Raw genomic sequence first — 13,102 nt, 5'->3', positions numbered from 1 at the left:
ACGCCGGCGCGGCGACGCGGGTCGAGCGCCTGAGCGGGCGGGGCCTCGCCCGCTCAGGGCGGCGTCAGTACCCCCGCGGGAGATCGGCCGCCAGGCACGAGACGGTGTTCGGCGCCCCGCGCGACGACCACTTGGCGCCGGCCGGCGCCCCGCCGTCGAAGCGCACGCCCTCGTGTGGATCCCACGACGGCGTCTCGCCCGGGCGCAGGGAGTGCGTCCCGCTCTGGTAGAACGCGATGATGTACGTGTGCCCCGCGACCCGGCAGCCGAGCCGGCCCGCGAGCGCTTGCGCGAAAGCGCGGCCGGTGTGGCCGAAGGCGCTGCAGCAGCGGAGCCACACGACGGCGTCCGGCCCCGCGAGCTCGGCCTTCAGGGCGTCGAGCGCGCCGTCGAGCGGCGAGCCGGGCCGGAGCGTGGCCTCGTCGAGCCGCGTCGCGCCCATGCGCATGTAGCCCCAGCCGCCGTGCCCCCAGGCCTGCAGCGACGCGATCTTCTGGCCGCGCTCCCGCGCCGTGCGCGCCGCCCAGCCGAGCGCCTCGGCCCAGCTCGAGGCGGCCTGCCACGCGTCGGCCGCGCCTGTCATGCGGTGCAGGAGCGCTCCGGCGCGCCAGATCGGCGTGAGCCCGATCGTCGCGCCCACCGCCTCACCCAGGATCTCGAGGTCCCCGGTCTCGGCGGAGCCGGCGGAAGCCGTCGAAGCGGGGCGCGCGCTCGCCGCGCCTTCGCGCCGCCTCGCGCCGTTCGCCCGCCGCGCGCCACCCCACCCGACGTCGGTGTTATCGAAGAGAACGAGCCGCATTCAACCCCCCATTCTACACGCTCCGAATGTACCGCCGCTCGCAACCGCGGCCACGCGGTCGATTCCCCACCCGCCCCCCGAGCGCCCCCCGACGGCGCGCCGCACGCGCCGCACGGGCCCCACGCCCTGGGCGCGGCGAGGGCGCGATGGACGGGAGGAGGTCGCCCGTTGGCGTCCGTCGACGTCCGTCGACGTCCCTCGACGTACGGTTCGTGGTGGGCGCAATCGATAGTGATTTCCTCCCGCGCCCTCGGGTAGCCTGCCCGAACCGATGGGCCTGTCCGAAAACATCAGGTTTTATGCGGCGACCGATGTCGGTCGCATGCGGGACCACAACGAGGACAACTACCTCGTCGACAAGAAGCTCGCGCTCTTCGTGGTCGCTGACGGGATGGGCGGGCACGCCGCGGGCGAGGTCGCGAGCGCCCTCGCGGTCCGCATCATCCACGAGGAGCTCAAGAAGGAGCGGGACCTCATCGAGAACCAGGCGCGCAGCAACGTGCGGCGCGCCGCGATGAAGGAGGTCCTCAGCCTGCTCGAGCACGCCGTCCAGCGCGCGTGCGCCCGGATCCACGAGGAGGCGAAGGCCGACGCGACGAAGCGCGGCATGGGCACGACGCTCTCCGCGCTCCTCATCGCCGGCTCGCACGGCTACATCGCGCACGTCGGCGACAGCCGCATCTACCTCCTCCGCGAGGGCCGCATCCAGCAGGTCACCGAGGATCACACCGTCTACAACGAGCTCATCAAGCGCGGGAAGCTCACGCGCGATCAGATCGAGAAGGTCGCGCAGAAGAACGCGATCACCCGCGCCGTCGGCGTGTACGAGCGCGTCGAGGTCGACACGCTCACGATCGAGGTGCTCCCGGGCGACCAGTTCCTCCTCGCGTCGGACGGGCTCCACGGGTACATCGCGCACACCGCGGAGCTCGAGCCGTTCTTCGAGGAGGAGAACGGCGAGGTCGCCGCGAACGGCCTCATCGATCTCGCGAACAGGAAGGGCGGCAAGGACAACATCACCGCGGTCCTCGTGCGGCTCGGCCAGGGCGACCACCGCGACAGCGTCCGCGCCCGGCTGCTCGCCCTGAAGCGCGACGTGCTCGCGAAGATGCCCCTCTTCGCGCGCCTGCAGGAGCGCGAGATGCTCCGGGTCATGCAGGTCGCCGAGGTGCTCTCGTTCGAGCCGGGCCAGATCGTGGTGCGCGAGGGAGATCGCGGCGACGAGCTCTTCATCGTGCTCTCGGGCCTCGTCCGGATCATCCGCGGCGAGTCGGTGCTCAGCGAGGTCGGCCCGGGCGAGCACTTCGGCGAGATGGCCCTCATCCGCAGCATGCCGCGCTCGGCCACCGTCTCGGCCGTGGAGCAGAGCGAGCTCATCGCCGTCCGTCGCGCCGATTTCTTCGAGATCCTCCGCAAGGAGCACGAGCTCGCCGTGAAGCTGCTCTGGCAGTTCCTGGGGGTGCTCGCCGACCGGCTCGACCAGACGTCGCGCGACCTGAGCACCGCCCGCGAGGAGCTGGCCGCGGAGGACATCACGAGCGAGATCTTCCCCGACAGCGAGGAGGGGAAGAGCCCGTTCGCCCCCGAGGAGCGCTCCTCGGCGCGCTGAACGGCGCCCCCGGCGGGCCGCCCCGTCGCGGGCGCGGCCGACGCGCGGGACAGAGCTGGATTGCTGCGGCGCGGACGACGGGGCGCGGCCGCGCGAGCCGGGCGAGCGATTCGCGGATTGACACCCTCCTACCCCGGCCGGTAGCGTCCGTCCGACGGATAACCATGAGCATGCACGGCAGAACGTACTGCGAAGGCCATCTCGCTCGCGTCGCCATCAACGTGGCTGGGGGCTCGGCGTTCGCGTCGCTCGCGCTCGCTACGGCGGCTCTCCTCGCGGCGTCCCCCGCGGCCGCCGACGAGCCGCGGAGCGCCACCGAGCCGCGGCTCATGACGGAGACGGGCGAGATCACGAGCGTCGTCGACGCCTTCGACGACGGCGACACCTTTGATCTGAACCTCAGCCTCGGCTTCGAGTACGCGACGAAGAGCGCGAAGATCCGGCGCGAGACGAGCATCGCCGGGCCGGGGCTGTCGTCGGGCGGCTACACGTCGAACCTGCTCAACGTGGCGAGCTACAACGAGGTGACCTCGAAGCTCAACATGCGCCTCGACGTCGGCCTCTACCGGGACCTGGCGCTCTACCTCAGGATGCCGCTCATCCTGAACCACGCGCGCGAGCTCACCGATCTCAACGGCAGCGCCGGGGCGGAGGCGCAGGCCGTCGCGCTCGCGGGAGCCCCCGGGGAGCAGCTGTTCCAGCTGCCGTTCACGTCGCCGAACCGCAGCGGCATCGAGTACCTCGCCGTCGGGCTCGACGTGAACATCATGAACCAGGCGCGCGACCGGACGAAGCCGACCTGGCTGTTCGGGGTCGAGGGGCGCTTCCCTGTGAGCGAGCCGATGCACGCCTGCACCGAGGCGCCGAAGAGCGGCCAGGTGAAGTGCGCCGATCCGACGGACATCAACCGGAACAACACGAGCGACAACGAGTTCGAGGGGGAGAGGATCGCCCAGCGCGACCCCGGCGTGTCGCGCGGCACCATCGGCCTCGAGGTCCACACGTACCTGTCGAAGCGGATCAAGTACGTCGAGCCGTACGGCGGGTTCAAGGCGCTGTTCGAGTTCCAGCAGGAGTCGAGCGACTACGGCCTCACCGACCTGAAGACGTCGCTGGTGAACCACCCGCCGCTCGTCGGCACCGTGATGCTCGGCATGTTGATCGTCCCCTGGGAGAACCGCGAGAAGTACACCGGGCTCACGCTCGATCTGCGCTTCACCGGCGAGTACCACTCCGAGGGGCGCGACTACTCGGAGCTGTTCGACGCGCTCGGATCGAGCGACGCGAGCTCGCTGCGCCAGCCGCAGTGGGCGGCGTTCCGCGACAACGACGCGTACGACCCGGACCTGTGCAGGACGGGCGACGCGAGGGCCTGCGCGCCGTCGGTCGTCGACGAGGGCTCGCAGCGGACGTACTTCACGGGGCTCAGCGACGTCCAGCCGTACGGCTCGTACCGCGCGTCGGCGAGCGTGACGTGGAGGGCGGCCGAGCTCGTGAAGTTCCAGATCGGCGCGGGCTTCCGCCACGATGGGGGGCACGGCATCGGCGGCGATCAGCCGTGCAACTCCCAGTACAAGGACAGCCTCGGGGCGGCAGGGCCTTGCCGCCGCCAGGACGAGGACGGGCGCCTCACCGTCACCGGCAGCCCGAACCCGAACTACCGCCCGACCATCAACGCGGTCGGCCGCCGCTTCTACGTCAACGACAGCAACACGTTCGATCTCTTCGCGAGCGGCACGTTCATGTTCTGATCGACGCCCCGAGCGCCGTGGCCGCCGCGGCGCTCGCCGCCTCTGGCCGAAGCAGCGACCCCATGATCGACCCCAGGCACCTCCGCGGTGGCGTGGGCGCTCTGGCGCTCGCCGCGGCGCTCGCTGCGGCGCTGCCAGCGTCGGCTCAGCCCGAAGACGCGGCGCCGCACGCGCGCTCCGGAGACCGCGCGCGACCGCCGCAGCCCGCGCGATCGCCGCAGCCCGCGCAGCCGCCGCAGGCCGCGCGCTCCGGAGAGCCGGCGCCTCCGCCGCGGCCCTCGAGGTCGGCGGTCGTGCTGGCGACGGCGGTCGCGCCCGAGGCCGAGGAGCGCGCCGCCCCGCTCGCCAGCGCGCTCGACGCGCTCCTCTCGGACACGGCGCAGGACCTCGGCCTGTCGGTGGAGCTCGCGGGCCGCGTCAACGCGCGATCGCGGCCCGACGAGGCCGAGCTCATCGAGCGCGCGCGCTCCAGCGACAAGCTCTTCATCGCGCCGAGCCTCGAGCTGCGCGGCGACGAGGTGGAGCTCAGGCTCTCGCTCGCGTCCGGCGGATCGAGGTCGCTCAGGGTGCGGGTCGAGCGCGTCGCGCGTGATGACCTCGCGGTGCGCGCCGCGGTGATGCTCCGCGACCTCCTGGCCGAGCTCGACGGCGGCGCCGCGGCCACGGTTCTTGCCCGCGAGGCGCCGTGCTCCGAGCGGTGCCGCGGGCGCCTCGCCACGCCGGCGCGCAGCGTGGGAAAGGCGACGCTCGCGGCCAACGCGACGCTCTATGGAGGCCTCGTGGGCTTCTCGATCCAGCGATCGAGCGGCTCGGACGATCCGCGCCTGCTCTACCCGCTCCTGGCCGTCGGGGCCGGCGTCGGGCTCGGCGGGGCGATCATCATCGCAGAGGAGTGGGACGTCGGCATGGCCGACGCGTGGTATCTCGGGTCCGGCACGTGGTGGCCGACGATCGCGGGCCACCTGATCTACGAGGGCCGCTTCGCGCAGCACGCCCAGGATCCGGCGCAGGAGCGCTGGGCGTCCGGGCTGATCGGCGGGACCGCCGGGATCACGCTGGCGGCGCTCGGGCTCTCGCTGGGCCACATGTCCGAGGGCGGCGCGCTGATGGCGCAATCGGGCGGCGGGCTCGGGCTCCTGCTCGGCGGGCTCGTCGAGTGGGCGGGGCGGGGCGACGTGCAGCGGACGCCGATCGCGGGGATGGGCTACGGCGCGGCGCTCGGCTGGCTGGGGGCGGCCGCGGCGGCGACGCAGCTCGACGTCACGGCGTCGGAGGTCCTGGCGATCGACGTGGGCGCGATGCTCGGCGGGCTGGGCGCCGCCGCGCTGGCCAGCCCGCTCGTGTTCGAGTCTCCGACCGAGGCGCAGCAGCGGGCCTGGGTCGGCGCCACGGCCGCGGGCTTTCTGCTCGGGGCGGGCGTCGCCTGGCGCGTGACGCGCCCTTCCGCGGTCGGCGCCCGCAGCGCGGGCCCCTCGTGGAACCGGTTCGGCCTGCCCATGTTGGGAGTGATAGGAGAGAGCGTGGTCGGGAGCCGGCGAGCGCCCGCGCTCGGCCTCGGGTGGCAGGGGACGATTCCGTAGGAGTTATGAAGATCACGATCACCGAGCTGGATGCAGGGACGCGCCTCGACAAGCTGCTCGTGCAGCTTCTCCCCGGGCTGGGGCGGGCGGGCGCGAAGCGGCTGTTCTCCGAGGGGCGCGTGCGCGTGCTCGGGGTGGGGAAGAGCGGCGCCGGCCGGCGCGCGTCGAAGGGCGACGTGGCGGCGGCCGGAGAGGTGCTGGAGGTCGACGTGGAGCCCACGGAGGCCTCCGGCGCGGCGACGCCGGATCCTTCGGCGCCGCTCGACGTGGTGCTCGAGCGCGACGACCTCGTCGTGGTGAACAAGCCCGCCGGGGTGCCGACGGCGCCGCTCCAGCCGGGCGAGCGCGGGACGGTCGCGAACGCGCTCGTGGCGCGGTACCCCGAGATGGCGGGCATCGGCTTCTCTCCGCGGGAGCCTGGGCTGTGCCACCGGCTGGACACGGACACGAGCGGCCTCGTGCTCGCGGCGCGCACGGCCGCGGCGTTCGCGGCGCTGGGCGCCGGGCTGAAGGAGGGCCGGCTCGACAAGCGCTACCTGCTGGTCTGCCAGATCGGCGATCTCCCCGAGATGGGCTCGATCGAGGTGCCGCTCGCGCCGCACCCGAAGGACAAGAAGCGCGTCTACCCGTGCATCCACCCGCGCGACGTGGCGCGCTACGCGCCGAGGCCGGCCGCGACGATGTACAAGCGCGTGCGGCAGGTGGGGCTCTGGGAGCTCGTCGAGGCGCGGGCGCCGAGGGCGCTGCGGCACCAGATACGGGCGCACTTCGCGTCGGTTGGGCACCCGCTGGCCGGCGACGTGCTCTACGGCGGGCCCGTGGTCGAGGGGCTGAGCCGCCACGCGCTGCACGCGCACTACATCGGGTGGGGCGGCAGCGACGCGGTGCCTGCGTTCGTTGTGACGTCGCCGCTGCCCGCGGACATGGCCGCGCTGGTCGGCGAGGCCTGAGCCGGGCGCCGCGCCGCCTCAAGGCGCGTTCGCGCCTCTGTCGAGCGTGGCGCGCCGCGCTCGCGCCTCGCCCGGGCGGCGCGCCGCCTCAGGGCGCGCTGGCCTCGATGACATGGCCGTCCACGTCGCGCGCCCGCGCCGTGATCTGGAGGTCGTCGGCCGACGCCGTCCCTTTCATGTCGCCGAAGCGGAACGCGATGACGTACGTCGAGGACTGCGCGTTGAACTTCGCCGGCTCGATCCGGATGCCTCCGAGGCTCTGCTCGTCGATGATCGCGGCGTCTCCCTCCCCCGTATACTTGCGGTTCCACTCCTCGTAGTTGAACACCCGCTCCTCGATGAGCTCCCCGGTCGACCGGGCGGACGTCGCGACGGCGACCTCGACGAGTCCCGGGGCGATGCCGGGCAGGGTGGCCTCGACCTCGACCGAGACGCTCGTCGTGGCGTCCTCGTCGGTGCGGCGCACGGCGATCGCCGGGGGCAGCCCGCCCGGCGTCGGGAGGAAGCGGAGCGGGTGCACGCAGTACACCTTCTCGTGCCCTCCCTCGCGGATCTCGAAGTGCAGGTGAGGGAACAGGCTGCTGGCGGCGAGCCCTGTATAGGCGATGTGCTGACCGCGCCCGACCTGCTCGCCGGCCTCGACGAGCGGCATCGCCAGGTGGATATAGGTGCTGTAGAAGCACGCGCCCGGCTGCTCGCAGTGCTCGATCTGCACCACGACGTCCTCGAAATCCTGGTAGCGGCCCGCGCGCACAACCTTCCCGTCGGCGACCGCGTACACCGGGGTGCCCATGACGGTGGGGATATCGATGCCGCGGTGGAAGTCGTAGACGCCATCGCGCGAGGTCTGCAGGCGGGGGCCGAAGCTCGACGACATCGGCTGGATCTCGTCCGTCCCGCCGATCGGCCACACGAGGTCTGCGCCTTCGGGCTCCGAGGCGCAGCCGGCGGCGAGCGCGGAGAGGGCCAGCACGGGCGCGAGGGACGATGGCTTCATGGTGGCGAGTCCTCGGCGCGCGGGCGCAGCGAAGGTGGCGAGGCCACGGCGCAGCGCCGCTCGCTCACGCTATCGAAGCAGAGCGCAGAAGTCGAGGTCAGGGGCGCTGCGCGCGTGTACGATGCTGCGATGTCGCCGCGCGCGCGCCGAGCGAGGCGCTCTCTCCCTGCACGGCTGACCCTCGCGGCCTGCGTGCTCGCTCCGGCCGCGCTCACTCCGCGCGGCGCTTCCGCGGAGCAGCCGGCGCTGGCGGAGGCGGCGCCTGGGCGCGCCCCGCCGCGCTCTGCGTGGTCGAGCGACCTGTCCGGCGACGGCGGCGTGGAAGGTGAGCCGGCGCGCCGTGGCCCGGAGACGCCCTATTTCCCGGTCAACCTGTCGCTCCTCTTCCCGCTCAGCACCAACGCCACGGCGCCCGATCTCGCCACCCACCTCGATCTGGCGCTCCTCCTCGGCCGTGTCGGGTTCGTGGACGGCGCCCAGGTCGGCCTGTTCTCGTGGACGTCGGGGGATCTGCGCGGGCTCCAGCTCGGGGTCGCGAGCGTCGTCTCGGGGCGCGCCGAGGGGCTGCAGCTCGCGGGGGGGTTCGCCCTCGCGGACGCCCCGCTCGCGGGGGTGCAGGTCGCCGGGCTCTTCGGCTGGGCGAGCACGGCGGTCGCAGGCGCGCAGATCGCCGGGGTCGCCAACCAGACGTACGCCGACGTCGACGGCCTGCAGGCCGCCGGCGCCGTCAACGTCGCTCGCGGACAGGTGACGGGCGTGCAAGCGGCCGGCGCGGTCAACATCGGCCGCGTCGACGGGCTCCAGATCGGCGCCATCAACGTCTCGCAGGAGCAGCGGGGGCTCCAGATCGGGCTCATCAACGTGGCCCGCAAGATCGACGGGCTCCAGATCGGCGTCATCAACGTGACCGACCATCTCCGGGGGGAGTCGCTCGGCCTCATCCCGCTGCCGCGCGAGGGGGGGATCCGGCTGGCGCTCTGGGGGAGCACCGGACTGCACGGCAACGCCGGCCTCAAGTTCTCGAGCCGGTACGCTTATACGATCCTGAGCTTCGGGCTCCACAGCGAGCCGCGCGCGCCACGCGCGCAACGTGTCGACGAGGAGCGCGCCGCGGAGCGAGAGGCCCTGTACGCCGTGGGCCTCGCGATGGGCTCACGCCTGCCGATCGGCGTCGAGCCCCTCTCGCTGAGCGCCGATGTCGGCGCCTACCACCGCGGCCCGTTCCAAGGGGATCTCCCCGGGCGAAATGAGGTGCTGAAGGCGCGCGTCTCGGCCTCGTACGCGCTGGCGGAGCGGCTCTCTCCGTTCGTCTGCGCCGGCGGCTACCTGACGTTGCGGGGCGAGGGCGCGCTCGAGGTCGGCGGCGGGCCCGAGCTCTGCCTCGGCGTCGAGCTCGGCCTCGTCGACGCGGCTCGGCGTCCTCGCGCGCCCGCAGCCCCGCGGGGCCCTGCTGCGCCCGCCGCCCTCGCGGGCCGCCGCGGCGCCCTCAGGGCGTCGCCGGGGCCAGCGCGTACGACCGGTGCGTCATCGTCACGCCGAGGCTCGTGAGCGCCGGGTCCGCGGCGGTGCAACGCACGAAGCTCCAGTCGTTCGGCGTGGCAAGGCCGAACCCGAGGGAGCTGTCGGCGACGGTGCCCTCCCACTCGATGAGCGACACGTCGTCGAGGAACGCGGTGGCCTCGCCGCTCGTCGGCACGCCCGCCCTGAAATAGAACCGCACGGAGCCAGCGTTCGACGGCGGGGTGAGGTCGATGGTGAACTGCTGCCAATCGTACGTTCCGCCCGCGCGCGTGAGCACGACGCTGTTCGATAGGCTGGTCCCGCCGCTCGTGTACCAGTAGACCTGCACGCGCATCTGGCCGGCGTTGTCTCCCTTCATGTAGCCGGTCAGGGTCAGCTTGCGGCCAGGCTCGAACTTGACGCGGTTGTTCATGTAGGTCGAGACCTCGGACGTGCTGTTCGACTTGCGCAGGAACACCATCGCCCCTGTCCCGCCATGGACGACGCTGTTCTCGATGTAGCGGTATTCGCTCATCGACCACATCGAGCCCTCGTGGGAGGTGTCGTCCACGTCGCCGTCCTCGAAGTCGCCGTAGAGCATGATCTCCCGGCCGTAATCGCAGCTCGCGGCGGCCGTCGTCCGGACGGCGGCGAGCGAGTCCGCCGGACTCGAGCGCAGGTGCGCGAGCGGGCTTGTGCGGCGGCTCGTGAGCGGCACGGTGCGCGTCTCGACGGCGTCGCTCGTCGTGTACTGCGAGGGGGCGCTCACCGCGGCGGCCCGCGGGCCGCTCGCGAACACGACCGCGCCGGTCAAGCCGTCCGCCGCCTCGCCGGGCGCGGGCGCCGCCGGGAGCGTCGTGGAGAGGTGACCGATGTGGCGGATCGCCCGGCCGAGCCAGGCCCCGCCCACGAGCTTCGGGACATAGTCCTCGTTCTGGAACGGGATGAGCTGCACGCGGTGGACCGCGCGGTTGCCGCTCGCGTCCTCGTCGATGTCGATGGCCGCGAGGTACGACTGGTACGTCTCGAACACGTCCTGATCGAAGACCATGTTGCCGAGCGACATGAAGATGTAGCGGGGGCCGGCGCCGACGTTGTAAAGCCCGACGCCGTGGATCGTGTGCGGGTGGTGCGCCACGATCATGCCGGCGCCCTTCTGGACGAGCTGAGTGAACCGCCGCCGCATGCCGGACGACGGATAGTCGCTGTACTCGATGCCTCCGTGGACCACCGGGATGGCGAAGCGCCCGACCGCGTCCTTGGCCATGAAGTCGCTGATCTCCGTGAGGCCGAGCTCGAGCGCGCCGGCCTTGGGGGGGGGCCCGTCGGAGGCGGTAAGCGCGTACTCCGGGAGCGTCGTCCCGTCGTTGACGAGCTGGCTGAACCCCTGGAAGGCCACGTCGACGCCGCGGAGCGTCCGGTACAGCACGGTGCCCTTCGCCATCGTCTCGTCGAGCCCTGCGCCGAACCAGTCGAGGCCGGCGTTCGGCACGGCGGTGAGCGTGTCGGCGACGCCTGCCTCCAGGTAATCGTACATGTGGTTGTTGCCGAGGCTCACGCCGTCGACGCCGGAGAGCGCGAGCGCCCTGACCGCCTCGGGGTACGAGAAGAACGTGAACGACTTGTAGGGGTGGGGCGTCGTCGGGTTGGAAGTGACAGGGCACTCCAGGTTGACCTGGGTGTAGTCGGCCGACGAGAGGACGTCGCGCAGGAAGGTGAGGATGGCGCTCGCGTCGGCCTGCCGCGTGGCGGGGCGGATCAGGTCGCCCTCCTCTCCCTCGATGCCGTCTTCGTCGCTGTCGATGAAGCGCCGCCCGAACATCGTGTCGCCTCCCACGAGGATCCGGGCGCGGCCCGCGCGCTGCACCGTCAGCGCGACGCGGCCGACCCCGGCGGCCGCCTCGGCGAGCGGCCGGTGCAGATCGGCAGGGATGATCTCGCTGTAGTACCCGTCGATCTCGACGCGCAGCAGGATCGAGCGCCGCGCGAGCGCCGCCATCGTGAACGCGCCCGTGCCGTCGGTGAACGCGATCTCGCCGTCGTTGACCGCGCCGCTCCCCCAGCCGATGGCCGTCACCTCGGCCCCCACGATCGGCGACCCCGCCTCGTCGACGACGACGCCGGTCACATCGATGGGGGCCGCCGCGTAGGTGGCGTCGTACGTGGCCTCGGTCGCGTCGAACCGGTACGCCGCCAGCCCATCGCCGGCGGCGAGCCAGACGCAAGCCGCGGCGCACGCGGAGAGCGGCGTGGATGTGATGATGCGGACAACGGGTCTTTTTGCCATGGTCGCTCCCGATCGGTTGAGGCCTGTTCGAGGATGGATGTCATCGACAGGCGTGATGGCCAGAGCTCCGCCGGGGTCGGTCGAACACGTGCAAATGTGCTGTGCGACGAGACTCCGAGGTGACCAAGGCCGACGATGGGGTCGCGAGCGTCGACTGGCCGCTCAGCCCTCGCTGGAGAGACCGCGAGAGCGCCGACCCATGCACGATTCGAGCCGTTTCTGCGCTGGCGTTTGAGACAAAGACGATTAGTGCGAGACTATCATGCTCCGGTCATCGACCGCTATACGCTCGAATGGAGCCGCCTGCGATTTGTCGTTTTGACGAGGTGTGTTTGCACGTAAAGGCACGTGAAGGCGCGTGTATGGACGGTGCGCTGTGGCGATGCGCGCCTGTGTCGCATGGGGGCGCACCGCCCCCGGCCGGCAGCGCGCGCTGGCTACCTGAACAGCGCCGAGCCTTTGGCGAGCTGTGCGCGGCCGATCACCGCCAGGAGATCGGTTTGGGTCACGATGCCGCGCAGGCGCATCTCGGCGTCGACGATCAGCGCTTCGTGCACGCGCCCGCGGGAAAGGAGCTGGAAGAGCTCGTTGATCGGCGTGCTCTCGCGGGCGATCTCGAAGTAGATGGAGGGCAAATCGCGCACGGTGGCCTCGGGCATGGCCGACGCGATCGAGATGTCGATCGCGCCGTGCACGACGCCTCGCTCGTCGACCACCGGCAAGACGCGCAGGGCACGCTCGCGGAGGCGGCGCAGCGCCAGCGCGCTCGGAGCGTCGGGGTGAATCGTGACCAGATCGCGCGACATGATCTCGGCGCACGTGATGCCTCCGCGCAAGCGCCGCTGCGCTTCCTCTTCGACGCTCCGAACGAGGGCGATCAGATCTTCGCGCTCGACGTCGAGCGGCGTACCGAGGCGCTCGATGGCGGCGTCGATGTCGCTCGGCGAAAAGCCGACGCGGAGCTCGGGCGGGGCATCGGCGGTGCCGTGGGGCGAGACCGGCAAGGTCACGACGTGCGGGTAGCTGCGGCGCACCAGGTTGTTGAAGACGAGCCCGGCGGCCACGAGCAGCACGGAGTTGATGGCGACCGGCATGAGCGCGAAGCGATAGCCCAGGCTCGTCACGGCCGAGCCGCCGATGACCGCCGTGAGCGCCACCGCGCCCGCGGGCGGGTGCAAGCAGCGCAGCAGGCTCGTGACGGCGATGGTGACCGCGACCGCGACCGCTCCGGCGCACAGCGGATCGGGGATGAGGCGCGCAGCGGTCACGCCGATCACGGCCGCCAGCACGTTGCCGCCGAGCACGGACCAGGGCTGGGCGAGCGGGCTCGCGGGGACCCCGAACACGAGCACGGCCGAGGCGCCGATCGGCGCGATGAGGAGCGGAGCGTGCGCGGTGGGGCCGACGCAAGCGTTCATCACGAGCCCGGTGACCAGCAGCCCGAGCAAGCCCCCGATAGCAGCATAGAGCCGCTCGCTCACGAGCAGCGGCGTGCGCACTGGCTGGAACCGCGTAAGAAAGCTCGAGCCCGCAACTCCAAAGCTCATCGCGCGGCCATATATCGAGGTGCTCGCGCGTTGTCTATGAACGCGTACGAGCGCTTACGAACGCTGGCGAGGTGCTCGCGGA

At 72.0% G+C, this 13,102-nt stretch carries 9 protein-coding genes; 5 read left to right on the top strand and 4 right to left on the bottom strand.

The genetic code is table 11. The features are described 5' to 3' along the window. Positions 1-64 precede the first annotated feature (64 nt). Positions 65-799: a hypothetical protein gene (locus WME90_RS34050; protein ID WP_437276218.1), complete on the bottom strand. Its 735-nt coding sequence runs from the start codon at positions 797-799 to the stop codon at positions 65-67. Between the two features lie 271 nt (positions 800-1,070). On the opposite strand from WME90_RS34050, the gene WME90_RS34045 reads away from it, so the two are divergent. The 4 genes from WME90_RS34045 (at position 1,071) to WME90_RS34030 (ending at position 6,689) form a co-directional block, all read left to right on the top strand. After that, the gene (locus tag WME90_RS34045; RefSeq protein WP_437276217.1) at positions 1,071-2,408 is read left to right on the top strand and encodes a Stp1/IreP family PP2C-type Ser/Thr phosphatase; all 1,338 of its coding nucleotides are present in this window, start codon (positions 1,071-1,073) and stop codon (positions 2,406-2,408) included. Between the two features lie 170 nt (positions 2,409-2,578). After that, the gene (locus tag WME90_RS34040) at positions 2,579-4,159 is read left to right on the top strand and encodes a hypothetical protein (RefSeq protein WP_437276216.1); all 1,581 of its coding nucleotides are present in this window, start codon (positions 2,579-2,581) and stop codon (positions 4,157-4,159) included. A gap of 62 nt (positions 4,160-4,221) precedes the next feature. Continuing rightward, the gene (locus tag WME90_RS34035; protein WP_437276215.1) at positions 4,222-5,739 is read left to right on the top strand and encodes a hypothetical protein; all 1,518 of its coding nucleotides are present in this window, start codon (positions 4,222-4,224) and stop codon (positions 5,737-5,739) included. A 5-nt stretch (positions 5,740-5,744) separates the two neighbouring features. Further along, positions 5,745-6,689, top strand: coding sequence for an RluA family pseudouridine synthase (locus WME90_RS34030; protein ID WP_437276214.1), 945 nt, complete (start codon positions 5,745-5,747; stop codon positions 6,687-6,689). Positions 6,690-6,777: 88 nt separating this feature from the next. Here WME90_RS34030 and WME90_RS34025 read toward each other — a convergent pair whose 3' ends face one another. Beyond that, complete coding sequence (locus WME90_RS34025; RefSeq protein ID WP_437276213.1) at positions 6,778-7,686, bottom strand: M23 family metallopeptidase; 909 nt, start codon at positions 7,684-7,686, stop codon at positions 6,778-6,780. A gap of 129 nt (positions 7,687-7,815) precedes the next feature. Here WME90_RS34025 and WME90_RS34020 point away from each other — a divergent pair, with 129 nt between their 5' ends. Beyond that, the gene (locus WME90_RS34020; RefSeq protein ID WP_437276212.1) at positions 7,816-9,234 is read left to right on the top strand and encodes an LA_2272 family surface repeat-containing protein; all 1,419 of its coding nucleotides are present in this window, start codon (positions 7,816-7,818) and stop codon (positions 9,232-9,234) included. On the opposite strand, the gene WME90_RS34015 is transcribed toward WME90_RS34020, so the two are convergent. Together WME90_RS34015 and WME90_RS34010 are read right to left on the bottom strand one after the other, a co-directional pair. Beyond that, positions 9,173-11,473, bottom strand: a complete 2,301-nt coding sequence (locus WME90_RS34015; protein WP_437276211.1) for a CapA family protein — start codon at positions 11,471-11,473, stop codon at positions 9,173-9,175. The genes WME90_RS34020 and WME90_RS34015 overlap by 62 nt on opposite strands. A gap of 437 nt (positions 11,474-11,910) precedes the next feature. Continuing rightward, entirely contained in the window at positions 11,911-13,020 is a 1,110-nt protein-coding gene (locus tag WME90_RS34010; protein ID WP_437276210.1) for an HPP family protein, read from the bottom strand. Between the last annotated feature and the right edge of the window lie 82 nt (positions 13,021-13,102).

Source organism: Sorangium sp. So ce375 (assembly GCF_051473855.1).
In the GTDB taxonomy this organism is placed as follows: Bacteria; Myxococcota_A; Polyangia; order Polyangiales; family Polyangiaceae; genus Sorangium.
The sequence above is the reverse complement of the archived record's forward strand: the minus strand, read 5'-3'. Positions and strand labels throughout refer to the sequence as shown.